The sequence below is a fragment of the Serratia sp. JSRIV006 genome (assembly GCF_019968685.1).
Taxonomy (GTDB): domain Bacteria; phylum Pseudomonadota; class Gammaproteobacteria; order Enterobacterales; family Enterobacteriaceae; genus Chania; species Chania fonticola_B.
On sequence record NZ_CP074137.1, the window covers coordinates 4789091 to 4814975 of the forward strand.

The following is a 25885-nucleotide window of genomic DNA, read 5'->3' on the forward strand; positions in this document are numbered from 1 at the left end:
TATTTTTCAATCACGGATTAGTTGCTATATACCGAAACGGTAAAGTTGCCACTAAACACATCTGCAACTGGTGTGCCAGCAGCATAAACAGAGAGACTCTGTTCTTGTGCCGGAGTTACAAGCGTTGCTGAAGTGCTGCCATCCTTAATGACCGAATTGATTTCAGAAGCGGCACCGATAGTAATAGGCAAGTTTGTACCCGATGTTGCACCACTTAACGTGAAGTTTGAAGCGGCATTGCTCGGCTTGATGGTCACCGAATTAATATTGCCTGCACCGGTGGTCAGTAACTGAATGTTACCTAAAAGAGTGCCACTGGCAACGGACCCTGCGAGCAAACCATCAGTTGCTTCAAAGACAGTTTGCAGCGTCGAAGGAGAAGCAATGGGTACTTGGATTGACAGGTTGCTATTCGTGCCAATCTGTGTATTAGCCATTGAAGCAATAGAAAACGAAAGACCAGCAATAAGTAATGCAACTTTAGATTTCAACATTAGCGTTCCTTTGATATACTGATAAAAGAATAGTTATGGCAAATAGAATTTATCGATAAATTTGACTTTGCCAGAGGTAACCATTTAGCTACTGACTCTCCCCCGGCTCACCACGGCAATGGTGGGCCGGATTTAAAACCTGTAGAAAGAATGGTAATGAGTACACGCGATCACCAGTTAAGGCGGCCCCGTGGGCGACCAACCCAGCAGGTATTTAGGCTGAATAAACCATCGGGTGTTTTTATGACCATTGATGCTTGGTTTAGGAGTTCTACCAGGGCTCTTTTCTCTGTATTTTTTCATTATTTCATTCCTATTCAGCATTTACCTTTTCTCCTGAGTTATCAGCCCCCTATTTAAGCTGCAGGGGCTGGCTTGGTTATTCCTGATGAGTCATCCATGCTCTTAAGGCAATCCCTCTACTCATTTTCTCTGTTGTCGTTTCCGGTTAAGGCACCAAAGCCTGTACTGGAGTGCTTTGGCCACCGAAATCATTTATCGACTGCCATGTGACTTTGCCTCCCACTTTTGCTCCCTTTGGTACAGAAAATTGCGCTGATGCAAAAGGGGCGACATAGCTCAAATCAGGCACAATAACCCCATCAATTTTAATCGATGATAAATTGATATAGTAAGGTGAGGTGTTTTTAAGCTGTAACTTCCCTTCTCGCCATTCCCAATTAAGCCCTTTTGCCAGGTTATCTTGGGTCTGCCCTCCTAAAGCCTTAGGTCGATACAACAATTTAATACAATTATTGACCGAAATCTGAATATTGGAACTTACAGTACTATTATTGGCAGTACCGCTATTTTCCTCATCTGCAACAGGTGGAACAGCTTTGACACATAACCAATATAAATGTTCACGCTCTACAGCCTGAGCCTTACCGGTATAGACAATTCGCAGCGTATTATCCTGCTTACCATTGAGCCGGAACAATGGCGGAGTGATAATAAATGGGGCCGATTTCTGTTTGTCTTCTGTGACTACCGATGGTTGTATCAGCACCGGGAATTCATGTTCATTTTTGACGGTGAGCGTTGTGCCACCACTTTGACTTTCATTATATATCACGCGGGAACTACTCAAGGTGACAGAATAAGTCTGGCTGGCAGCACTTGCCCCATTGGACACCGCAAACAGTGATAATAAAGTCGTATAAAACAAACTAGGCTGTGTAAATCTCACGTGACGAACCTCTCGCTAAGTGTCTTTACTTAATAATGAATTGTTAACCAAGTTTAAGATTAAAATAAGCCCAGAGCAGGAAAGCTTCTCGCCATCCTTTAGAAGTTTTTACTAGTATTGAATTCTCTGATTGATTACTTGGGGTTCCTTAATTTTCTCTCCAGGTTACACTAGATAGCTGCTCCGTTACTAATAGATACATTAGCACTCTACTTTGTAACACTAAAGTAAAAAAAATGTGTAAAAATGACCAAATCACGCTCATTTGTGATCTGGCGGGTTACTAGACTAACTCAGAAGCCTTTAAGCAAGCAACATCACACCACGTTGGCAACGCGCAGGATTACAAGCAATTTGTGATAAATCATTGGTTATTCTCCCTTATAATGCATATTGACCCACCTCAATGAACGATCCGTTTTAGATTAGGGGCTCAGTTGCCACCGGTCCGCATCTTGAAGTAGCTTTAGTAAGCTAGGCTTCTCATTGATTGAATGAGCGTTACACTCGGATACAGAAACAATTTTTGGAATCAGTATCAACGTAACCAAACGGCGAATTCATATTGTTAACAAAATTCTGCTGCTACATGCTGTCCTTCTTCAAAGCAACAAGCTTGGATGCCTGCAATCATTCATTGTTCACATTAAAATTTAACGGTCTTAATTCCCCCTTATAAACAAGTCATCGGCAAATTGCCGCATTATCTGGAAGTAGGGAGAGTTTGCCCAAGAAGGCATCCCCAGATTTTTGTCTCTGAACCTGTTCGCTAACTTTCTGTTTTTGCTGCATCAGCTCGTCAATCAAATGTTCTATCTCCAGCCACTGTTTCCATGATTGCTGCAAGGGTTGCTGCTCAGAAAGCTTGAAACGGACCAACACATGTTTGATACCCTGTTCAGCCAGCATATGAGCGTTTTTATCAAAATCCTGAGTAGCAAACAGGACTTCCCCCTGTTTAAATTGTTCAAGAAAATCAGGCCAGGCACTAGCACCATCATAACGATATTGCACGCCAAAATCCGGGAATCGGACATCTAGATCGACCCTGTTGCATTGACCTGGCTGCCAGGTAAACTGCATCTGCTCAGCAAAGTTCATGCTGTCAAACCTGGTTGCCCCCTCTTTGCACCACAGAGTTAGCCGTGTGCCTGTTGGAAACACTCTGGTTCCCTCTGGTACGGTTACAGGTTCACTCACAATATCAATACTATGTACTTCATTCTCTAAAGCGGTTTGCTGTTGTTTGAGCTGCATAACCTCTTCGGTGAGCGCAGCCAAGCGATCATCATTATGCGTGCTTTGGCGGTCTTGACGGTTCAATATGTCGTCAGGGCTGAGTACATGACGCACCAAATTCAGGAATTCAGGCGTAACGCTCAGTGTTTGCCCCTTAAATTCACCCAATTGAGGCCCTTTATCTGTGACAATGAACACTCCTTTTGCCGGTCCTTGCATAAAGTCGGTAATATATTGCCAGGCAAACAGGCGTCGAGAAGCGTAGTCTTGCGAACTGGCGTTCTTTCGCATCGGCCAGACAACATTGCTTTGCCATGCAGTATTTAACCAACAACTGGAACGGGCTACAGCGTGAGCAAGCAGCATGCTGGCATCGCTTTTATACAGCGCCCAGACCGCATCGATACCAAGCTGTTGAGGTTGCGGATTCAAAATTTGGCGTAAGCTTTCGTAGTTTGTGAAGAGCGTAATCAATGGATTGCTGTTTTTAAACTCAGACTCAGGCGTAAACAGGCCGTTGGTGAGGTCTGGGCTCAACGGGGCGGCGCTAAGAGCCTTATGAGCCGCCGCACTCAGCGCCCCCTGCCACATCTCCCAAGCATGGATCTGCTCGTTCAAAGGGGGAGCCGGCATAAAGTTTTCCGCGCCATGAAACCACCTCGCCAAAGCATTTCTCATTCTTGTATCCGTCTCTTGTAATCTCAGAAGAGACTCTCCAGCAGATGACATGGATTGTAGCCTCCCCAACCGACGCAGCTCGTTCAGCCAAGGCTGAGCCTCTTCTGTCGGAATATCGGCCAATTCATCGCGAATACGCTGTGCAAACCGCATGGCAGGACTCCCCCCTTGGCTAAAGGCGATAAGTTGACTCTGAGATTGAGAGTGGGGTTTGATGTTTTGCAACGTCTGTGAGGCGCCTAACAACAGTTGCCTCCAAGCATCCTGACGCTTGGCCGGGAGCGTTTCAACAAAACGCAGTAAAAGGGGATCGGGTTGTTTTAAATGGCTCGCACGATCGAGCAGTGCTACCCACTGCCTGATACGCACGTCGCCTTCACGAGTCCAGACCCCGGACAGTGACGAGAGCATAGTATTTTGTTGCCAAATATCCTTGAGCTGGAGAGCAGGTAATGATGCTTCGGGCGCCAATAGGCGTGGCGTATGCTTGATGCGTACACCATCTTCTGGTGTCCAGTTCCCGGCTGGAATATGTTGCGGCCAAAAATCTGTGGTCTGAACAGCCGGTAACGAGGTTTCCGGTGCTAGTAGCCAATTCAAGGTGGGTTCATGGCTGAGCAATGTCGACAGCAAGCGCCGTAGCATGGCGATATGTTCTGCACCCGAAGGCTGCTGTATCATCCAGCGCTGGAGTGCCCATTTCTCCTGCTGCGATAAAGAGTGATCCGCTGAGACTAACTGCAATTCACTTATTGTGGTGTTCCTTTTCCCTAACTCCTCAAGCGTTGCGCCCTCTGCCATACTTTGCAAGGTGATGATAGTTTGTGCCAGCTCCAAAGCCATCTGGCGCTGGGTCACAGTTGAAGCTGTCATGAACGTCTGATGATAACGGGCCATCATTTGCGGTATGTTTGACAGGCGGGGCGATACTTTTGTCACCCATTGTTGTTCAACCTGTTGATGCTGCTCATTAAGCACCAGAGAGAATGGCCAATAGATTAACGGTGAATCATGGCGGCTTTCATTGCGCAGCAGCAGTTCCATCAGGGTGGGTGGTGCGAGTAACGAGCTATCATGGTGCATAAGCGCAGCACTTTTAATCGCACTGTAGCACAATGCGCCTGCCCATCCCGACAGCAGCAGGCAGGTGAATGCCATTCTGCGCATTTTACTTTGCTGCCAGACAACTTCGCGAGAAAGGCTAAAAGCGGCGAAATGATGGGTAATCAGTTCCTGAACGAAATACGACGGGCGCTGACGTTGATTCTGAGTCTGCTCTTCGCTGATGGTGAACCACACTCCTGCGAGCGTTGCCTGGGTAAAGTAGGCGTCAGGCTCACAGAGGGATGTCAGAAATCCCCATAATGGAGCCTGTAATTGAGCAAAATTTTCAGGGAACTCAAGCAGTGCACACGGATTATCTACCGTCATCTGTGCACCTCCCATACTAATACGGGCAAGATCAAGCCCTTCTTTCAGTGCAGTAAACAAGGGGTGTAAGGTAGTGAGATCTTTACTGTCTATGTCAGGTGGCAAAGGCCAGTAATACCCGAGAGCCTGCTGTTGCTGGCTCTTGGAAAGCAGCCCGGCCCAGTGGCTGAAGGCGGGATACTTATCGCACTGGTTGATCGTGATATAGAGTGGAAGCTGATACTTGAACCTGCTGATTAGCGGCTCAAGTTGAATACGGATTTGGCGTGCTTTAAACTGTAACGCGTTAGCGTCGTTATTCATCAGGTCGCTGATAGAAATACCGATCACCACCCCTGCCGGCGGAGAAAACCTGGAGATCCAGCGGACCAACTGGAGCCAGCTCCGGTCAAGTTCGCCCTTGCCGCTTAAAAAACGACTGGAAAGGTCAAGAAAACAGACGCGTTGGAAAAACCACCACCGAAAAGTCTGTGTGGGGGCCACACCATGATCCTCCATGCGACTTGAAAGCATCGGCAGGCTGGCTCCTGTCAAGAGTGACGATTTACCACACCGATCGCCCATCATGATATACCAAGGGATCGACCGGTTTTTACGCTGAAGGAGCCTGACCGTCCTCGCACCGGACCGCCAGTTTTTGAACAGGACCTTTTCTCTGTGCGTCAGGCGGAACGCCTGGAAGTAACGGTGAATTTTTTTCTCTTTAATCACTAACGATACCCACAGTAGAGACGACCATGAGATCAATGCAACCAAGAGAACACTGAGCCAGACGATAAAAATCGTCGTGGTTTTCCAATTGAACGCTATTCCCGCAATGAAACAAAATAGCAGGATCAAGCATAAAAGCAGCAGCCAGCCTGCGAAAGCAAATAATTTTTTAAACATGTGATCTTATAAAAAATAAAGGGTCTGAACGAGTAAAAGGAAGCCATAAAACAACGTAATAGTCAGTAACGCCCACGCCATGCGATGTCTTTCCAATAGGGGGGATCGACGTTGGGGGATAGTGATTGGTGTGATCGCTTCATTGTTAGGCCATGCCTGCCAGCTTTTGGGCAGACAACGTTGTCTTTGCTGTTCAATCACGGTAGCAAGTTCGTCTGCATCCTGTGTACCATATTTCCCGTGAAAACCTCGTTGCAGACAAAACAGATAGACATTCCTTACCTGTTGGTGCACGTCTTCCAATTTATTCAATCGGTTGAAGAATTCATTGCCGCCGACGGTAGTCTGGAAGTATCGGAGTTGCATTAAGCTGGTACGCCAACGTGAGCTTTCGGGGTGTGCAGAACATAAAATACGTTCATCGAGCCAAACCACCACAGCAAACAGCGCGTCATCCCTTTCTCTGCCCGAAAGTTTCAACTGCCCTGCATCTTGTACGGCCTGCTCGAGTACCCTGATGCATTGCTGATGGAAATCGTCATAATCAGAGAAGTCTTCTGTCTGATGTTCAAACCGTGTAACCAAGGTGAAAACGGGGAGATAACAATCCAGTACTCTCATGATGACGGTGCCATAAACACGAGTTGTACCTGCAAATCATCCGGTGCCTCAGCCCAGTAAAAGGCAATATTCTGATATTGCTCGACGCTGTTCCACAGCAATTCATTCTGATTAAGCTGAAAATAAATCACATTTTTTGGGTTCGGAACGCCACGAGGTGGCGTAGTCATCATAGTGACCGTGATCCCTGGCAACGCATGCTGGATCAATCCGCCGATATTATGGCGGGGAGCAATTTTGAAGGCCGAGGTATCAGTGATCCATGAAGAAGAGGTTCCCTGCGTGTTTGAATTCAACAGCAGTAGCACCGACTGAGAAGGACGGGTAAGCAGCGCTGTAATATCGGCATGAAAAATACCTTGAACATCGGGGTGTAAGGAAATGTAAGTATTATTTTCCAGTACCAAACCGTTCAACTGGGTGATCAACGTCTTCTTCGCACTGTTGAAACAGTCCATTAAGCGGGAGTGATCATAAGGCAGCAATGTCGGCTCCCCCGTAAAAGAACAGATATCATTAAAAGAAGAAAGCTCACCGACTAATTGCGTCAACAAACCATACATGTGCCATGGATGTAAGGCTGGTGTTTTACAATAGTGGTTGTACAGGGGGAGTACCCGGTTTAATGAATGCATCACCAACAACGGCACCAGATTGTCCGAACGTCCCCCTGCACTTCGTCTTTCCGCCTGTTTGTACTCCTCGAGCCGGTGTGCTCTGCTGGCCAACTCCGCGAACAGTCCCTCAAGCATTCTTTTGAGTGTTGGGAAGCCACCCAGCGTGACAACCGGCGGACTGAATGCAGGATCCAGTATCACGCGGTCATTGTCTTGGCATAAGCGCAACAGAGGTAGAAACTCACAATCCCCCGCATTAGTTTTTTCATCTTCGCAGAGAATGCGAACATGGTAAACAAGCCGCGATATCTTGCTGTCAGGCCCGTGGTGATAAACATCTTTCATCACCTCATCGTTATTACTGATTATCCAACGGCTGTGGGCATGAGAGGCCATATCATTAGCTACATTAGCTTGCGTGGGATCAAAACGGCGCAGAGCTAGCCATAGCATGAAAGGTTTTTCACGCACCTTCCAGGTATCACGAAACGAGTAGGGTTCAACCCGGCAGTTACCTGGGTATTCCAGGTAATGCCCCGAGGGCAGAATGGCACGTAGATTATCGATTTTCAGTACAAAATCTGCCAGAGTTTCATGGTGGATATCCACACTGACAATCCCTGTGTTCCATGGCTGAGAAAGCTGTCGCTGCCGCGCCAGCATATGGCTGTGGTGTAAATCGATAGACTGGAAATGCTGAGGCTGAAGGTAAAGCCCTGAATACCAATAAACCTGTTGCTCTTCAGAATACATGTTACCTCTGTTACTTTGCTGACTCAGTGAGAGCTGCAGCGTGGTTCAATTTGTACAGGTCAGCCACCGATGTCAGAACTGCAGGGCTATATTCAGCGCCGTTGAGGCGGGTGATACTGTGGCTACCCAGCGTGATGCCTATTGTCAGCGGTGCAAGCGTTGGCTCTCTCGCTGGCATCCACCATCCCTGACGGGCTGCGGTGATAGGAATTGCCAACAATGCCGTGTGTTGTTTTCTGGGGAAGGGGTAATAACCCGCCACGATCGCAACTTGGCGGGTATTCGCACTGCGGTCAATATGCAACGTCGTCTGCTGGCCTGGCATCGCGACATAGCGGTCAACCTTTAACAGATCGTCCATAGCAACAGCACCACCAAATAGGTTTTTAAGCTGTGTCGGGTTTGAGAGCAACGAGTTGAGTGAACTTGCGTTCTGAGCCTGGATCACTAGTAATGTGCAACTGTTGGCCATCCAGTTCCAGGTATTAAGCCCAGGTTCAGCTGTCACATTCAGTGTGATTGCTCCTGCCGAAAAAGGTGCTGCAGCTTGCGTTATCGTTTGAGGCTCCGTCGGTCCTGAACGCGGATCAGCACAAGCGCTCAGGAAAAAAACCAGAGTAACCATCAATAAAGAAGTTAGGACAGTCATGAATTCTCTTGTCCTTTTAATACATAGTTAATATCACGCAGGCTGTTACTGTCGGTGAGCATTTCATCCAACCATTCCGTCAGTGTCATATTTGCCCAACGGGCAGCACGCTCCATCAGGAAGGGGACAGGGCTTGAGGGTTCGGTTTGTCGGAAGAAGTTTGCAATATCCAACATCTGGCTGATGGCAATATTCCGCGACATTCCTTGCTTGTCAGTGGGCAACCTATATTGGGTAATGACATCAATGCTCGGGCTTTCGCTCGGCGCTATAGCATCCACGTGGCTCACATCGCTGCCGACAGGCATGTACTGTTGCATCATACGATGCAGAAAATTCAGCATATCGATTAAGGTCTGACGGGTTTGACTAAAGAGGGTATGGTTTTCCTCTTGGGTGAGTGATACATAGCACTCATCCAATTCGTTGAGTTGTCCAAGTATCCCTGTCAATCGCTCTGTCTGCGGCCTGAGGTTGCTCACAGAAAATGAGCCACTTTGCAGTTCAAAGCTCGCGAGCGTGAAATCCCCTTCCGCCATGATCAACTCATCTTGCGAGTGTGGCTTGAAAGACACCTTTTGTTCAAATGCCAGCACTTTGCGCCAGTGTGCCAGCGAAGATGACTCATGCTGCAGAAGCGGAAAGGTATACAGAAACTGACTAATGTCGCGGTCAAGCCTGCTGAGCTTTGCGTAACGGATGGATGCGCCCTCCTCATCGAGTTCTGGCCAACAGTGCAACCAGAAACGTGTCATAAACTCGCTAAGAAAACGCAGTCCGACCGCAATACCCTCAATGCCTTGTAAATGGGTCTGCGCTTCAACCAACCAGCAGCCCAGTTGGAGATCTTTGCTCTCACGCACCAGAGCCAGTGAACAAAGCTTATGCACCTTTTCCCAGTCAGCACGGCGTGGCACTGAAGCCGTCCATTCGCCGTCGTATAAATAGTCTGGGTCACTTTCCCGCGCTTGACGGATGTCGTCATAGATCGGTTCATATTCAAGGCAGTTACCCTTAGGGTTTTCCGGGGTGATTGGCAAGAGTAACGCGGTCATGTCGAGTTCAATTGATAACATCGTTTATCCCAGTAGCACATGAGTTGAACCGGTGGTAATTATGCCGCCATGGGCACAAGCATCTCCCAGACGAGCTGCTGGCTTGTTACCAATGAGCACCTTTGTGCTCCCCGCCACGATGCTGTCTTGAGGGCCGGTACAAACAGCCAGGCTACCGACTGTCGCAGCAGGCTGTCCCTCAATCAGTACCGTTGATACACCAGGTGCGATGATGGGCCCACCAATGTGTGGGATCGGAGGCAAACCGGGGGATACCTTGGGACATACATGCATATCTGAAATACGGGCTGCGGGCTGTGCCATTATTTATTTTCCTGATTAATCCATTGTGTTAACAAATTACGTGCACCTTCATCTGGGTTATCTATGCTTTGAATAACCCACATAAGTAACATGCAATGGCACATCTGCCGACTAAGCTGAGGGACGGGAAAAATCGGCTCAAGTCCTTCCGGACTCATACTCCCCTCGCTCCAAAACAACGAAAGACCAAGTGCACCTGCCGGTGTATCAAAACCCTGAGCCTCCGCCAGATGAAAGATCCGCCATCGCAGCGCATCACTTTTCTGGACAGGCCAACGGCGTATTTGATCAAGCAACTGGCCATCACTCGCTTGTTCTAGCGCAACTATCTCGGCTAACCAGACACATAACCTGGCTGGGGCAACCTGCTCTGTCCACAGTTGAAGGGCCTGTTCCCACCGCCCAGTGTTGACAAGCTGTAACGCTTCAGAGCCCCAGGCAGAGGGGTAAATAAGATGTTCTGACATTGTCATTCTTTAACCAATGTTGATGATCCCACCTTGGATCCGCACCATACCTTTGCCCATAATCTGGGCCATCGCACCTTTTAGCTCCGTTATTGCAGCCCCGTCGATTTTGATGATATTGCCACTGAGAGTGATGCCTACTGGCGTCAGGGCGATCTGGGAAGAACCCACTTTCAGCGTAATCGATTGATTTGATTCGATAACACAGGCTTTTTTGGTGTTGATGCTGCAGCCCGTGGTTGTGAGGGCGTAATTACCGTACACCTGCTGCTGCAAATGACCTTTTTTCAGTATTAAAGTCTCATTACCTTCCACAATCTCGGTGTCACGATCGGCGCCGATTTTGCAAATCACTTTACGGCTCACCAGGCTAGTCCAGTCATTTTTTACCGTCAGCTGTAAGTCTTTTTGGGCAGTCATAGTCAGTTTCTCTTCGCCTTTCGTATCGTTAAAGCTCAGACGATGCCCTTCCTCCATACCGCCCTTGCTGGAGCTTCGCGATACGAACCCAGACTCATTTTTTTCTCCCGGAAGGGGGAAGGGGGGGTTATTCTCACCGTTGTAAACGGTGCCAATGACCAGTGGAAAATCAGGATTACCCTGAATAAAGCTGACGAGTACCTCACTGCCAATGCGCGGTAAAAATTGCCCACCAAATCGATTACCTGTCCAAGGCTGGGAGACGCGGACCCAACAAGAGCTGGTGTGGTTATGCTGGTTTTCGTTATCCCATGGGAATTGGATTTTGATACGGCCATATTCGTCGGTGTGTATCTCTTCGGAGGTAGGGCCCACCACTCTGGCTGTCAAAACGCCTGCAATCTCTCTTGACTGATGGGTGCAAATCGGCCGCCAAACGACACTGTCATGCAATGCGTGGATCGTGCTGTTGCAGTGACTGGTCTTTTGCTCAAAATTATTGGTAGCATCGATAGTCAGTTCGTGAATACGAAAACGGCCATTATCCGTCGGGTGCTCCGTAAATTCGAAGACTTCTCCGCAACTGAGCCAATGTGCATTTACCTGTGCCTCGAAAAAACGGGTGTTGGTTTCATAGGCCTCGATAATTTTTTTTGTCATGCCAATAACCTGGTCGCGTTCACCCTGCGGCGTAATGTCTGTGCGGGTCACGTGATGAGCGCGAGGGTATTCGCTCCTGGATGTTAACTTGTGTGAAATACGGGCGGCTTGTTGCGCGTTATACCCCGTCAGCATTACGGCATCGGGAATAAGTGAGGAACACGAGGACCAGCGGTCAATATTCCCCGCTGTCAGTATTTTGCCATGGTGATGCCAACACAGCGTGGAGGAGCTTGTGGGGTGCCCAGACGGATGGTCAGCTAGAACCAATTGATGTTGTGCTTCACTATGTGTGAAAAAGTAATAAATACCCTCCTCTTCCAAAAGGCGGCAGATAAAATCGAAGTCGGATTCCCGATACTGCATACAGTATTCGCGCTTCGAGTACATGCTCCGCAATTGTATATCTACTGCGGTGATGTGATGCTCGCTGAGCAGTGAGCTGACGATATCCGGCACTGAAATATTCTGCCAGATACGCATCGACCTGCCCAGGCGCAACAGCGCGAAAGCAGGTTCCAACGTTAACGTACACAGCCTCTGATTATCTCTGTCTCGATGACAATTGATCTGCGTGATAACACCGTGCACATGTCGTCGAGGCCATTGATTTCCCTCTGTGCCAATTTGGCAGGACACGGATTTCCCGTGCAGAGCCGCTATTTCTTTTTCATCCAGTTCGGTCAAAGAGCGCAACTGGTAGTGAAAAGGGGCAGAAATTGACTCCTTACCCGTTAAAGAGAGCAGGAGCAAGTCATCAGCAACGGCACCTTTCCAGTGCAGAAAGTGGCAGTGTTGCATTTCTCTAAATTGTGTTTTTACACTCATCTTTCAGTTTCCTATTAAAGAGTGACAAACCGGCAGACAAACCTGACGTACCGACATTGCCTCACTCTGGCTAATGGAGGCACTGAATCCGAGTTGACCTGTGCCAAGAGGAACCGCTTTGCTATGACTTATTTCGAGATAAATAGAGAAGTCCAGCACCGGGCCAACGTATTCACGGATACGTTGCCAGATTTCCTGATAGTATTTTCCTTGTGGAACGAAATGTTGCGCCGCAGTCTGCTCTATTGGCCCTAATATCACGTTGAAATGAGACTGGATATCCCAACGCACAGAACCAATCATTGGAGCGTTTTCCAGTTTCTGATCCACGTGGCCTAAACGACAGCGCTCTATTTCACTGAGCGGTAACCATTTGCCGGCAAATGGGCGAATTTGCACAGGGACGTTGAAGTAATGACCGAGCCAAGCCTCCAGGTTAACGACGGTCCTTACCGGTGAGGAAAAAAGGTGCGTGTATCGTTCTGATGCTGTCGTCAGTGGCCCCGTACAAGCCTGTGCAATCTGTTGCACAAGGGGCCTGGCCTCAAATTCGGCCTGCGCATAGAAATGGTTCTTTTGCCATGCCAGGTAATCGAGACAATAAAGTCTATGATCAAACATATTCAGAAAGGCTTTGGCACTGTCGTCACCATAGCGGTAATGGCGCTCTATCATCCACTCAGTGTAGGCCGTTGGTAACGCCCCCTGCCCCCCCGTCAGTCCATGTTGCCACAAGGTGACGCAGAGTCGCTCCTCCGATAATTGACGTGCGATACTCGCCACCTGGCCGTCGGTTTTTTTCAGTGAAAGCGTCGATGTCAGCGACAACTTCCTGTCCAGAATCTCAAGCATGGGCGTTTTGCCATCACGCAGTTTGCGCAGCAACACTCTGATCTGCTGATAGAAACTGAATTTGCTGGTGATGCGCGTTAAATCCACGATAGTCTCCCTACCCGGATCGGATAAGTGTGGCGAGTATACGGCTCATTTTCGATGATAGTGGTCACGCGACTGAAGCTGTTGACGGGCGCGTAGAGGCCGAGGAAATGGTCTAGAAAACAGCACAGTAGATAATATTCCGGCTCGTGGAGCATGTCCTGATGGAAAACAAGTGTCAGTTCGATGCCCCTAGCCAGCGAATGCGGATCATTGCCATTCAGGCGCGCAGTCACCGGCTGTACCTCAATGCGCAGCAGCATGTCAATCATACGGGTGATCTGCGGAAGCTCCTGGACGTTATAGAGCATTAAAGTTTCGCGTAAAATATTCGCCCCATCCGTGCTGCCAAGTGACATATGATTGATTGAGAGTTGTGAAATCAGGCGCCACTGCACCGCATTGCTAGCAGGCGGCATAATGGGACGGGTTGGCCGGTTCAACGCGAGGATTTTTATCCCGGCAAGTGGCATATCTGCGTCAAAATCGCCTTCTGGGTGGCCATTTTTCATCTGGCTAGGGAGTGAGTGATTGGTGCATGAAAGGCTGATCGTAACGATATCTGCATCTGATGTAACAACTTCGGCGGTGGTATTGGCAAAAGCAATAAACACCTTGTTATCCGTTCCGTTCGCTGTCACGGTTTGACGCTGAAAACTTTGCCAGTAAATACCGGAGCCCTCCGCCTGGCGCGTATGCTGGATACCAAACAACGGAAGTATTGGGCGCATGACGATATTGTCATGCTGCTTAGTTTGAGCAATCACATCGTTGATGGCCCAGATATCAATCTGATCCTGCCTGCGAATATCCGGGATCACCGGGTATTCTGCCGTACCTTCATTAAGCATGATAGGCTCAGCACATTGTGCAAACAGGTTCACCGCTGGCGTACAGTGCAGTCTGAAGAAGTTCTCATCAATGAGTCCAGCCAGCTTTTCCAGATGAGGCGCCAGATGAGTGCGGTTGAACACGACGTCCAGTTCAAACGTCGTATTGGCCGAAGCCCTGAACTGTTTGGGTAGCTGTAAATCCAAAAAATGAAACTTTTGTGGGAAACAGAAATACTCCTGTAGCAAGGCGTAAATAGATGCTATTCGTGGGTCTTTGGCCAACACGCCTTCTTGAGCCTGAAATCCCACCGGATTCACCGCATTGGGTTTGAGAGAATAATGCTGCTCACCATAATGCAGGCTCAGCGTTTTTATGGCTGAACAGAGCAGGGTATAGATCATATTCACGGCATTACTGGGGCCATGTAGAAATACGCGTAGATTGTCCCCATTGACAGTGGCTCCAGACCAAACATCAAATCGCAGATGCAGACACCAATTCAAGCTGTTTTTATCGAAAAAAAACCGTGCATTGTTGATCGCAAGAGGTTGTAGCGTTACGGCGTAAACGGTTTGAAACTGGCAGACTGCCTCGCTAATGTGACGTGAAAACAGCGACGTTCCAGCGGGAATCGTCGTCTTTTCAGTTATGCCACTTTTCAACCGATCTGGCTCAACAGCCACAATACACGTAGACGGGATAGGCCTGAGAAACTGAGGAGCCAGTGTAGTGAGAAGCGCTTGAGCCACTTCAGGCATATCGTCATCTAATCGTTGGTGGATCCGCGCGGTTAATAAGGCAAAAGATTCGATGAGCCTTTCAACATGAGGATCTTCCGATCCTCCGTCAACCATGCCTAACCGTCTGGCAATTTTAGGGAAACGCTGGGCAAAGACTTTGCCATGCTGCTTCAAAAAAACCAGCTCCTTCTGGTAGTACGAGAGCAGCTTATTCATACGAGTGAAATCCTACTGGCACACTCATCCCATACCAGTTGAAACAACATGGGTTCTTCCCGATACTGCGCCTGTATGTCAAACATAACCTTGGCCGCCTGACGAGAACCTGCCTTGACCGCAACATGAGTAAGCCTGGGTTCAAAGCGATGTAATACATTTTTTATTCTCTGCTCAATAACCCGTTTCTGTTGTTCAAATTCAGTCAACTGCGTCACAGAGGCGTTAATGCCATAATTTAAGACAGAACAGTTAACCAAAGAAATATCCTCAAGAAACGCTAAGCGTGAGCATGAAGAAAAAAGCATCCCCAGTTCATTTAACAACCAATGGTTATTTTCCTCAAGGAACGAGTCCTCCTCCCTATCCGGGTTGTTATCGCTCAGGCGAAGCAATAGTGACGGCATTTTACACTCTCAAAAAAAATGGATCTGCACTGCATTCACGTTATTATTTAAGGGATTTTTCTGGAATGTCATATTTAATTGGGCCGATTTTATCCAGACTGGTATCCATCGCATTAGGCACGTTAAAGGTCACCTCAACCATCCCCTCAAAATCGAAAGCAATGTTCATAAAGAGTTTTTCACGCATTTCAAAGCGTATGTAATTAATATTACAGTCATTATAAACTGTACGTTGTATTTCATAATCCTGATCAAAATGATCTGAACCACGATGAACAATGGTTATTGTGATTTTTTTATAGCCACGTTGTAAGTATTTTTCATACAAGTTGCTGCTATCCTTTGTCACCAGAATAGAAGCATGGACAGATTCAAAGTGGGCACCATCTTTACCCGAATAGGTGGAAAGCCCTTCCGGAGAATAAGCCTCCATCCAGTTCTTGTATTTTTTTTCTTCAGAAGAACCAGAGACCACTTTATTGTCAATTTTAATTTCAATAAACTGACAGTCTTTCAACTTTGCCATTATGAATATCCAATACATTAATGATGTTAAATACTGACTGTTGCAGGTAAGTTTGCGACTAATCGCAAAGACATACTTAAACCTTCAAGCTGGAAGTGGGGTTTTAGATAAGCAATGGCACGGTAAGTACCAGGAAACCCTGGTACTTCAACAACTTCAACACTGGCCTCGCGTAACGGATGTCGGGCTTTGGTTTCCGGTCCTGCATTATCTGAAGCGACAACGTACTGCATGAGCCATTTCTGCAAATACTCCTCACATTCATTACGCGACATAAAACTGCCTACTTTGTCCCGCACGATAGATTTCAGGTAATGAGCAAAACGCGATGTCGCCAGAATATATTGTAGCTGTGTAGAAAGATGGGCGTTGATATTTGCCTGTTCAGAATTATATTCACGCGGTTTGTTGACCGATTGCACCGCAAAGAACGCTGCATAATCCGTCCCTTTACAATGCACCAAAGGAATGAAACCAAGGTCAGATAACTCTTTCTCTCTGCGGTCAGAGATGGCGATTTGTGTTGGGCACTGCATCAAACGCTCGCCGTTTTCCGCGATGTAATGGTACGCCGGCAGCGCGTCAACCAGCCCTCCCCCCTCCACGCCTCGAATAGAGGCACACCAGCCGTACTCTTCAAAGGATTGTACGATACGCCCCGCCAATTCATAGGCAGAGTTAACCCACAGGTAGTCAGAACCCACCGCATCTTCACGCAGGTACTCAGTAAAATTGAAGGTGTCGACACTCACTGTTCTTGCCCCGTAAGGCATCCGCCCGAGGACTTGGGGAAGTGTCAAGCCGATGTAACGGCTATCCTCTTTTTGCCGAAAAGAACGCCAGCGGGCGTAATCACTGGTTTCGAAAAGCTTTGCCAGATTGCGTGGTGCCTGCATTTCAGAGAAATTGTTCATCGACAGCATTCCGGGCGCAATAGCGCTCAGAAAAGGGGCATGCGCCGCAGCAGCAACATGGGAAATGTGCTCCAGCAGCTCAATATCCTGGGGGGTATTATCGAATTGAAAATCGCCGATAAATGCAGCAAAAGGCACGCCACCAAATGTGCCATATTCACTTTCATACACACATTTAAACAAGGTCGATTGGTCAAAATCAGAAGCGGACTTAAAATCTTTGCTTAAATCACGCTTGGTACATTGCAACAATCGAATCTGAGTATTCTCGGTAGCGCTTGCCTGTACGAGTTTATGCAGCCCGCGCCAGGATGACTCTTTACGCTGAAACTCCGGTGCATGAATGATGAGACTGATTTGTCTGGACAGAAGTTCATCAATTGCAGCAATGCGACCTTCAATACTCCCAATAAGATCACTAGAAACCACAATTGCACCAGAAACGACTTCCGTCAGGAAATGACGGAGCTGCGTTTGCATACGATACCGATCAGATTCTCGCCGGATCGCCTGAGTGTTATCAATGACTTGGTTCAAATAACCCTCGTTAACCACAGCAGGCATGCCCTGGAACAATTTGGATTCGATAGCCATCACTCACCATCCTTTGTTTGACTTGATACTGATGAGATAAGCTTGGGTTGCTGTAGCAACGTGAGCAGATGTTCTTTCAACATTTCATTACCAGCTGCACGGTTACGTAGATCGCACAAAATCTCCCGCAGCTCGACAAGTTTTCGTAGTGGCTCAATTTGCCCAGCAATATGATCTGGCGAGAAATCGTCAATATGGTTAAAGACCAGAGAAACCGACAGTTTCCCCTCTTTGCCCGGCAACACGCTGTCGACAAGAAACTCACCCTCTGGCCTCATTGACGACATGATCTCGCTGAAATTATCCTTATTGATATTAAGGAACTTACGTTCACGCAACGTATTGTCAGGCTGCGTAAAATCACCGAGTACACCGATCACCAAAGGTAACTCTTTAATCTTTTGTTCATCGCCTATTTCTACGTCGTATGTAATCTGTACCCGAGGGGACTTATCTTTATTTAATTTGTGCTGTGTGCTGCTCATATGTGGTTCTACAAATAAGTGACAGGTTGAAATGTCGACGCTATTGCCAATGACTTCGTCAAACCTCAACGGCTGACGACCTCTATGTTTACAATTAGCGATTAAAGATCAAAAGGTTGAGTTGATTAAAATACTCACGAGAAGATCAATTTTGCAGTACTTGGGTCACCACAGACTGTCAAGCGATGTAAACATGGAGAAATGGCTGTAAATTTAGTTGACAAAAAACACCTCATGCAAATCTTGTCGATTGTAATGGTACGAAACACTGAATATGTCAGCCACTTTACAACAACACAAAAAAATAATCAAGCGTGGTTGATTATTTTTTTGTGTTGTTGTACTATCTCCCAGAGCTAATAGCATTGCTGCCTATACATTTGTTTAATAATTATGGATAAAAATTTGATATTAATAAGTGTTTCAATTAAGAAATGGTGAATCCCTTCTCCTTTCACCTCTAATTTATTGTGCGAAACAAACCGACAGAGACATACTGGCAGAGTAACTTCCTGTCAGATAAATGAGTAATGAATTGAGAATAAATGATGCTGGCGCAGGAAAAACATATTTCGGAGTTATTGGTATGGATCGACAAAAACCTTTGTAACCCACTTTCTTTGGATATCATTACTGAAAGATCCGGCTATTCAAAGTGGCATTTACAACGCATGTTCCGCCAACAAACTCATCGTTCTATAGCCGCATACATCCGAGCTCGCCGTCTCTATCTTGCGGCCCTCTCCTTACGCTACACACAGAAAAGCATCCTGAAAATTGCGTTAGAATACCAGTTTGACACACAACAAACGTTTGCACGTTGCTTCAAAAAACATTTTGGCGAAACTCCCGGTGCTTATCGTAATGCGCGGCAATATCACTTCAATCACCTAGAACCTCTTCTGTCATTGGTTCCTCCTAAAGACATTTCGATTGATTATGTGAATATCGCCCCAGAAGAGTACTCACTATCGGGACAATATTATTCTTACCATTTACCTGTTGAGAAGCTAGATAACTCACATGCTGATATTGGTGATAAAATAAAAGAACGATTTTATAACCAATTTAAACTGCGCCCTGAAAAAACTTATGCATTGACTCGTTTTATACCTGCCGGTGAACAAGTCAAGGTTGACTATATTGTCGCTATCGATAGAAAGTACGCAAATGGGCATATTCTACGTGAACTCCCGGAAATCAGTGGGAAGTTTTGCCGATTCCGTTATTCGGGAAAACCCGTCGATTTACATGAACAAATCGTCAGTATTTATACTAAACTCTTCCCTCTATTTAACTTGGTGCGCCGTGAAGGATACGATCTAACACAGTTTCATTATTCATTCGACAGCGATAAAATATTACATTTGGAATACGAGTATCTGATTCCGATCATTCATAACCAGCACATTTCAAAGTCATCGTTGCCTGTATAAACAGCCCTCCATTACGTGTATTGAGAATGCTGACCATGATTCTGTAGTGCCCCCTGAATTTAGTCTTACAGTTTAATGGAGTTCTCTGGTTAAAACGCAACCAACGGAGGCTCATCATGAAGAAAGCGCGTTTCACTGAAACCCAGATCCTGCGAGTACTGAAAGAAGTTGAAGGTGGCCGGCATGTGAAGGATGTGTGCCGCGAAAACGGTGTATCGGAAGCCAGCTACTACAACTGGAAATCCAAATATGGCGGTATGGAATCCTCTGATATCAAACGCATGAAAGAGCTGGAAGAGGAAAATCGGCGGCTAAAACAGATGTATGCATCCCTGAGCTTAGACCATGAAATTCTTAAGGATGTTGTAGCAAAAAAACTTTAACGGTGCCTGAAAAGCGTGAGCTGGTGCGTTACGTCATGAAGGAACATCAGACCAGCGAACGACGCGGGTGCCGAATTATGGGGATGAGTCGAAGCCTGTTGCATTACTGCCCGAACACGGCACGGGATATGCCGGTGATCGAGGCATTACAAAAATTGGCACATCAATATCCGGCCTATGGCTTCGGCCTGATGTTCAATAAGTTACGCCAGGCAGGACGGTCATGGAATGCAAAACGGGTTTATCGACTCTATCGCCTGTTAAAACTCAACCTCAGGCGCAAAGGAAAAAAACGCTTACCTAACCGGCATCCACAGCCTTTGGTTACTCCGCTTAAAATGAACCACTGCTGGTCGGTTGATTTTATGAGTGATGCGTTGCTGGACGGGCGGCGGTTTAGATTATTCAACGTAGTCGATGATTTTAATCGAGAAGCGCTGGCCATAGAAGCTGACTTGAATATACCGGCTCATCGTGTTGTTCGTATATTGGAACGACTCAGTGCAGAAAGAGGTTACCCCGCTTTTATACGAAGTGATAACGGGCCAGAACTCACAGCAGCAGCGTTAGCCGAATGGGCAGAATGCCACGGAGTGATACTTGATTTTATTCAGCCAGGCAAACCGATGCAGAACGGATTTATCGAGCGATTTAACAAAACATTGCGAACAGAGATACTTGATATGTATCTGTTCCGAACGCTTTCGGAAGTGCGAGAGTTAACAGAAAACTGGCGTACAGAATATAACGAGGAACGCCCGCATAGCTCACTTGGCAATGTGCCACCAGTAATCTATGCGAGGCAAAAACTGAACGGAGATCCTCATTGGCGGTGGTACTAAAAACTGGAGGGACTACAATGCCGCAGCTCTCGGCTCTAAAACGCTATGTGGCAACTTTGGTCAAGAGAGTTAAGCATTTATGTAACATTATTGCCTACTGTATTCTGCATCTCTCCTCCAGTGTCATGACCTGATTACCAGGTTTAGAGATGACTTATTCACCCCCGGTGATAATGTTACTAAATAGTTAAGCTCCACGAGCCCTGCGCTATAAATCAAGGCAGCCCGATTTGCAGGACGGCTGAAGCATTAAAATCCCCTGTCGCGGGCAACTGTCCTAAGCTTCTCACCAGATTGAAGGTGATATGATCACTCCCGGAACCATTCACCATTTGCGAGTTGTACGTGCTGTTCACCGGTACAACACTGGTCCCCTTGACCAGGGCAATTCCCAGTGCGCCGTTGCTAGTACCGATTAAATTGTTATTGAACGACGCAGTATCTGGGGCCTGCAAAGTAATGCCAATGACCTGTGTCACCGTTTGATCAGAGCAACTATAGGTAAATGTTATCGGTTTTGTGTATTGACCGAGGGCTGTAGGAACGGTGGAAATTTTGGAATCAATCACGCTGCCGAAATCGATATCTAGGGGACCACCACCATTGATGGTGCAGGTGTTGGGCCATAGAGTAATATTAGTGCTGGATATAAGATTAATAGTTAAAGGATTTCTATTAGGGTCTTGCTGCCCATTACTCAAGCCTGACCTCTGATAAAGCTTCAATGTACCAATATTTGTGTTATTGCCAATGTTTAGTGATAACGGATATTCTGCGGGCTTTATAAAAGGTGTTACATTAACATTATACCAGTTTCCATCATCGTTTAATTTCACTACGAAAATATCCCCAGAAACAGGCATGTCTATTTGAGCTCCATTGATGAAAAGCCCTCCTTTTATTCCCTGCGAAAAAGGTAAAGAAAAAGCATCAGCGCTGGTATAAATGAAATCCGCTCTATTTGTTATACTACCGATTTCATACCTGCACTGCAGCTTAAGATCGCCATAACTGTATACATTACCAAAATTTGGATTTAACTGCACACTCGCATTCGTAGTGTTATTAGTTCCGACACGAAAAATCTGCCCCTCATTAACTCGACACTCCATTGCCCATGCTAACATTGGCTGTATACTTAAAGCAAAAAACATCATTAATTTAATAAAACACTTCATACTTTACTGAGCCTCTAATAATCGCCTGTATCTTATGATAATTACATAATTTAATCACCGTGCCTTCAAACCACTCACACATGCTGAGCAGCGATTAAAGTCACCCTTTATTTCAGTCCGATTCCCACTCCAGAACAAAAGCTGCCGTCACCTACATCAATTACTTTGAAAATATTTTTTACTCAACGCACTTTTGGCTGTTAACATAGGCGGGTATTCATATCATCACTGGTTTGTAATAAATCAAGGCAGGCCGATTTGCAGGACGGCTGAAGCATTAAAATCCCCTGTCGCGGGCAACTGTCCTGAGCTTCTCACCAGATTGAAGGTGATATTATCACTCCCGGAACCATTCACCATTTGCGAGTTGTACGTGCTGTTCACCGGTACAACACTGGTCCCCTTGACCAGGGCAATTCCCAGTGCGCCGTTGCTAGTACCGATTAAATTGTTATTGAACGACGCAGTATCTGGGGCCTGCAGAGTAATGCCAATGGCCTGTGTCACCGTTTGATCAGAGCAACTATAGGTAAATGTTATCGGTTTTGTGTATTGACCGAGGGCTGTAGGAACGGTGGAAATTTTGGAATCAATCACGCTGCCGAAATCGATATCTAGGGGACCACCACCATTGATGGTGCAGGTGTTGGGCCAAAGGTTTATCGAATTTCTTGCAATAAGGTTTAGAGTCAGGGGGGAGGGACTAGATAAAGTTCCACCTTCGGCAACATATGTCTTTGTGCTGAATCTACCGATAATATCCCCACTATTAATCTGAAGCGAAACAGGCCTCGCAGACCTCTCGATGTAGAAAGTCATATTGGGGGTCACTGCCGGACCTGTTGTATCTGCCCCGGGTTTGGAGCCACCGACGGGTACATAACAAGGAGCACTTAAAATCTTGGTGGTCGATGGTATTGGAATAGGTATTTTTGTACCATTCAGCAGCAATCCCCCTTTGAGACCCGAAACGGAATTCACAAATGGAATCGTTAGTCCATTAGGATCCACATACATATCGTTGTCCAAGTCATTGGTGCAACGCCTTCCTGAAATTGGGAGATCGTATCCATACCTGCAAGAAAGTTCGATAGGCCCGTATGTTACCGAGTTGCCATCACTACCAGGAACAATATCCACAAGAGCGTCTATGGTCCCACCACTGTTAAGAAACAGCCAACTTGGCATAGAAGGTGTTTTACAAATGAATGCCTGTGCTGGATAAGCACAACCAAGGATGGCAGCCGTGCATAAGGTTTCCACGAGAGTTAGCGTACGCATAATTCTTTTTTAACCATTTGATAAACGGAATAATAATCGTAATGACATTGGCTTATTTGCCTTTGGGCTAGCCATCCGTAACGGGTATTCCCTGTTATTTATACTGGATATCTAGCCTTTACCCTCAACGGGAATAAATCACCACGTTGCTTGCTTCAGCCGCTACTCATACTCGAGCACAAAGGTCGCCGTCGCACTGAATGCCCCGCGCCCTATCGTCTTGTTCGCTAGTGCCTGCGGTTCACCCTGCACATAGGCCTTAAAGTTCAGCACCGTCGTCGTACTCACAGTCGACAGCAGGTTTTCTGGCCCCTGCACATTGAGGGGCAACTGCACCGCACTCGCACCCGCCGTCTCTATCCCCACACCAATCCCGCTCGCACCACTTCCAGTATCAACCGCCAACAAACCCGGTAGATTTGCGTTTTCCGTCCCATTGAACGTCAGCTTAACCCAGCTCGACGCACTGGTATCACAGTCCTCCAGGTGCAGCGAGAACGTCTTGCCCAGCGTCCGTGTATTGGTATACAGATACTTGTCCACCAAGGTACCAAAATCCACTGTCAGATCTTCATCACCTGCCCGGATTTTGCACGGCGCATAAAGCCTTTTTGCGCGAACTGGCTCAGGTCAATATTGCTGCGGTCCTTCAAATCCAGGATGTCGCTGTTGAACTGAATATCATCGGCATGGGCGAACACCACCGACCCCAGCAATAGGGTGGAGCCGAGCCCCGCTTGACAAAGCATGGCAGAAAGGGTACGGGGAAAAAAATGCACCATAGAGAAACTCTTAGTAATAATCCATTCTGAAACGTATTGCCGAGTGGTAGTCCCCAGCACGTAACGTTTCCCGATTGCCAACCAGATTCACGGTATAACGCAAGAGCATCTCGCTGGGGATGATAGCGGCCGGGGGCATCATCCGCCCCGGCTGGGCCTGGTTGCCCACCTCGTCGGCTATTGCCACCGCAACCCCCTTCGCCTCACCGGACACCGCAAAATGCCCCCAGTCACCTTCCCCGTCAAAGGTCACGGTAAAGCCCTGCCAGTCGGGTTTATGTGGGTCAAGCCGTGACAGCACACAATCCACCAGACGAATGGAAAAGGCCTTCTGAGGGCCTCGCCCGTCACGCACAATCTGGCTAACAGGAATTGTGTCCATTACCAGCGTCTGGTCACGATCCCCCACATCAATGGCGCAGGGGCGCTCGACGATAGCCCCTTTCATGCTGACACGCCCATGGCCGGCATCACGGGCGGAGGCCTCACTCACGAAACCGACGGTCAAACTTATCAACAGGAAAGGCGCCACCCGATTCTGTCCCCACTGAATCCACGTCATCAGCTGACTCCAATTGGTGAAATAGCCCGTGGCGGCAGGCCACGGGACGGGTCAAACAAATATTGAGATTTACTGGTAGGCAAGTTGAAATTGGACGGGGACGCTAAAACTACCCGGCGTAATGACTGCAGTACCACCATTGCCTTTCAGGCTCGCCGTAAAGGTCAGAGCCGGAGATGCGCCGTCAGTAAACTGCTGCAAGGTGGTCGCCGTACCAACCTTTACCTTTTTTCCGTCGGCCTGCTTAAGGAGGATGTAAGCGCCAGCCGCATTACCACCGACCAGTGCCAGGCTATCTGCGTCATAGGCGGATGAGGCCCCCTGGAACGTAACCTGAACCTTGCTGGCACTGGCTGGGGTAGTGCCAGTTGTAACGATGCAGTTCTCCAGCTGAATGGTAAACGGCATCGGCGTTGATTCACCGGTGTTAGTGTTAGCGCTCAACGCAGCATTGGAAATAGCCCCTAGCGAAACAGTCTGGTCGATGGAGTCCGCTGCTATCGAGCAAGGCGCATCAACAATGGAGCCAGTGAACAGGATGTCACCTTGCCCCTGGTTGGCATGGGCGACAGAAACGGCAGACAGACTCAGTACAGCTGCCATCATGATTTTGTTCAGTTGCATTTTTTCACCATAACATTGATTAAAACAATAAAATTAAGAACATACCGAATTTAACATCCAACCAAAACTCTCACATAGAGTGGCCATAAGACGGAACGCGTAGGCATAGTTGCTCGTGCCTTATAGTACATATTATAAATCAGTCAAGACTGATTAATTAAAGGAGGTGTAAATAATCCGTAGCAAGCCTTTGCACAGATGAGTTACGTTAAAGTGCAGTTTAGTAATCAGCTATTTTTTAGGATGTTATATATAGTTACTGAACTCACTTACCGGAACTGCTTATGCTGATTCCTATAGCAGCCAATCAGGAAGCCATACCTGCTCAAATGCACAGAACAGCATCAGCGACACCGCATCGAATCTTTTAGGTTTCTCGTTGGTTGTAACCACTGAGTCAGGCTTCAGTATCATATGCAGGTAATGCATTTAATTGCATGCTATCTAACAGCGCCTTAATGCGAAATAACCCTTTCACTCAATTAGTTAACATCAATGGAATGTAGTTTTCTGAGAATCAGCCATAAAGTAATAAAACAGCCTTGACTGATTAAATTGGTGTGCTGTATAATTTCGTCCATTCTGGTAAATAAAAAGCGTCCTGAGTATGATCAACATTAGTGCATACCAAAGGTGTTAATAAAATGCTTTGACTTCACTCTTCTCATTACTCACGGTATGCAACCCGATTTTAGACTGCGTTTATTCGATAAGAGCATAGCAACCTACCTGATAGATTTCTTAGCTAAAATAACGATTTTTTAATTGTATTTTCACAACGTTCTTCCGGGGGATTCACTCTAAAATCATTCAAACAATTTCATTAATAACA

Annotated in this window: 24 protein-coding genes; 2 read left to right on the top strand and 22 right to left on the bottom strand. The window is 47.0% G+C overall.

Going from position 1 to position 25885, the window contains the following annotated elements:
- Positions 1–17 precede the first annotated feature (17 nt).
- From KGP16_RS22145 to tssB, 16 genes are all read right to left on the bottom strand, one after another.
- Entirely contained in the window at positions 18–494 is a 477-nt protein-coding gene (locus KGP16_RS22145; protein ID WP_024530842.1) for a hypothetical protein, read from the bottom strand.
- A gap of 448 nt (positions 495–942) precedes the next feature.
- On the bottom strand, positions 943–1683 hold the full coding sequence (locus KGP16_RS22150; RefSeq protein WP_029711893.1) for a molecular chaperone: 741 nt from the start codon (positions 1681–1683) through the stop codon (positions 943–945).
- A gap of 684 nt (positions 1684–2367) precedes the next feature.
- Positions 2368–5919, bottom strand: coding sequence for a type VI secretion protein IcmF/TssM N-terminal domain-containing protein (locus KGP16_RS22155; RefSeq protein ID WP_051372440.1), 3552 nt, complete (start codon positions 5917–5919; stop codon positions 2368–2370).
- A gap of 6 nt (positions 5920–5925) precedes the next feature.
- A complete protein-coding gene (locus KGP16_RS22160; protein ID WP_024530838.1) occupies positions 5926–6540 on the bottom strand; it encodes a DotU family type IV/VI secretion system protein in 615 nt (204 codons plus the stop codon).
- Positions 6537–7910 carry a type VI secretion system baseplate subunit TssK gene (gene tssK, locus KGP16_RS22165; RefSeq protein WP_223498376.1) on the bottom strand — a complete coding sequence of 458 codons (1374 nt, stop codon included), beginning with the start codon at positions 7908–7910 and terminating at the stop codon, positions 6537–6539. The genes KGP16_RS22160 and tssK overlap by 4 nt, the downstream gene beginning before the upstream one ends.
- Before the next feature lie 10 nt (positions 7911–7920).
- Positions 7921–8559 (bottom strand): type VI secretion lipoprotein TssJ, encoded by a 639-nt coding sequence (locus KGP16_RS22170; RefSeq protein WP_223498377.1) that lies wholly within the window; start codon positions 8557–8559, stop codon positions 7921–7923.
- The gene (tssA, locus tag KGP16_RS22175; protein WP_223498378.1) at positions 8556–9635 is read right to left on the bottom strand and encodes a type VI secretion system protein TssA; all 1080 of its coding nucleotides are present in this window, start codon (positions 9633–9635) and stop codon (positions 8556–8558) included. Before tssA ends, KGP16_RS22170 begins: the two co-directional genes overlap by 4 nt.
- 3 nt (positions 9636–9638) lie before the next feature.
- Positions 9639–9938 (bottom strand): PAAR domain-containing protein, encoded by a 300-nt coding sequence (locus tag KGP16_RS22180; RefSeq protein WP_200863884.1) that lies wholly within the window; start codon positions 9936–9938, stop codon positions 9639–9641.
- Positions 9938–10405 carry a hypothetical protein gene (locus KGP16_RS22185; protein WP_223498379.1) on the bottom strand — a complete coding sequence of 156 codons (468 nt, stop codon included), beginning with the start codon at positions 10403–10405 and terminating at the stop codon, positions 9938–9940. Before KGP16_RS22185 ends, KGP16_RS22180 begins: the two co-directional genes overlap by 1 nt.
- Positions 10406–10414: 9 nt before the next feature.
- Positions 10415–12313 (bottom strand): type VI secretion system Vgr family protein, encoded by a 1899-nt coding sequence (locus KGP16_RS22190; RefSeq protein ID WP_223498380.1) that lies wholly within the window; start codon positions 12311–12313, stop codon positions 10415–10417.
- A 3-nt stretch (positions 12314–12316) separates the two neighbouring features.
- Complete coding sequence (gene tssG, locus KGP16_RS22195) at positions 12317–13252, bottom strand: type VI secretion system baseplate subunit TssG (RefSeq protein WP_223498381.1); 936 nt, start codon at positions 13250–13252, stop codon at positions 12317–12319.
- Positions 13243–15039 (bottom strand): type VI secretion system baseplate subunit TssF, encoded by a 1797-nt coding sequence (tssF, locus tag KGP16_RS22200; protein ID WP_223500351.1) that lies wholly within the window; start codon positions 15037–15039, stop codon positions 13243–13245. The genes tssG and tssF overlap by 10 nt, the downstream gene beginning before the upstream one ends.
- Positions 15036–15446, bottom strand: coding sequence for a GPW/gp25 family protein (locus KGP16_RS22205; protein ID WP_223500352.1), 411 nt, complete (start codon positions 15444–15446; stop codon positions 15036–15038). Before KGP16_RS22205 ends, tssF begins: the two co-directional genes overlap by 4 nt.
- A 43-nt stretch (positions 15447–15489) precedes the next feature.
- Positions 15490–15972 carry a hypothetical protein gene (locus KGP16_RS22210; protein ID WP_021806329.1) on the bottom strand — a complete coding sequence of 161 codons (483 nt, stop codon included), beginning with the start codon at positions 15970–15972 and terminating at the stop codon, positions 15490–15492.
- 26 nt (positions 15973–15998) lie between these two features.
- The gene (gene tssC / locus KGP16_RS22215) at positions 15999–17480 is read right to left on the bottom strand and encodes a type VI secretion system contractile sheath large subunit (protein ID WP_223500353.1); all 1482 of its coding nucleotides are present in this window, start codon (positions 17478–17480) and stop codon (positions 15999–16001) included.
- Complete coding sequence (gene tssB, locus KGP16_RS22220) at positions 17480–17965, bottom strand: type VI secretion system contractile sheath small subunit (protein ID WP_021806331.1); 486 nt, start codon at positions 17963–17965, stop codon at positions 17480–17482. The genes tssC and tssB overlap by 1 nt, the downstream gene beginning before the upstream one ends.
- A 545-nt stretch (positions 17966–18510) precedes the next feature.
- On the opposite strand from tssB, the gene KGP16_RS22225 reads away from it, so the two are divergent.
- A complete protein-coding gene (locus KGP16_RS22225) occupies positions 18511–19401 on the top strand; it encodes a helix-turn-helix domain-containing protein (protein WP_223500354.1) in 891 nt (296 codons plus the stop codon).
- A 116-nt stretch (positions 19402–19517) separates the two neighbouring features.
- Positions 19518–20626, top strand: a protein-coding gene (locus tag KGP16_RS22230; RefSeq protein ID WP_223500356.1) for an IS3 family transposase whose coding sequence is annotated in 2 segments (ribosomal slippage) — positions 19518–19767 and positions 19767–20626 — 1110 coding nt in all. Because the reading frame shifts where the segments join, the coding sequence is not laid out codon by codon here.
- 215 nt (positions 20627–20841) lie between these two features.
- Here KGP16_RS22230 and KGP16_RS22235 read toward each other — a convergent pair.
- The 6 genes from KGP16_RS22235 to KGP16_RS22260 form a co-directional block, all read right to left on the bottom strand.
- Positions 20842–21804 carry a fimbrial protein gene (locus KGP16_RS22235; protein WP_223500358.1) on the bottom strand — a complete coding sequence of 321 codons (963 nt, stop codon included), beginning with the start codon at positions 21802–21804 and terminating at the stop codon, positions 20842–20844.
- 243 nt (positions 21805–22047) lie between these two features.
- Entirely contained in the window at positions 22048–23085 is a 1038-nt protein-coding gene (locus KGP16_RS22240; protein WP_223500360.1) for a fimbrial protein, read from the bottom strand.
- Positions 23086–23247: 162 nt separating this feature from the next.
- Positions 23248–23646: a fimbrial protein gene (locus tag KGP16_RS22245; protein WP_245398411.1), complete on the bottom strand. Its 399-nt coding sequence runs from the start codon at positions 23644–23646 to the stop codon at positions 23248–23250.
- 2 nt (positions 23647–23648) lie between these two features.
- Complete coding sequence (locus tag KGP16_RS22250; protein ID WP_223500362.1) at positions 23649–23867, bottom strand: hypothetical protein; 219 nt, start codon at positions 23865–23867, stop codon at positions 23649–23651.
- Positions 23868–23877: 10 nt separating this feature from the next.
- Entirely contained in the window at positions 23878–24429 is a 552-nt protein-coding gene (locus tag KGP16_RS22255; RefSeq protein ID WP_223500363.1) for a fimbrial protein, read from the bottom strand.
- Between the two features lie 69 nt (positions 24430–24498).
- Entirely contained in the window at positions 24499–25053 is a 555-nt protein-coding gene (locus tag KGP16_RS22260) for a fimbrial protein (RefSeq protein ID WP_223500364.1), read from the bottom strand.
- Positions 25054–25885: the final 832 nt, after the last annotated feature.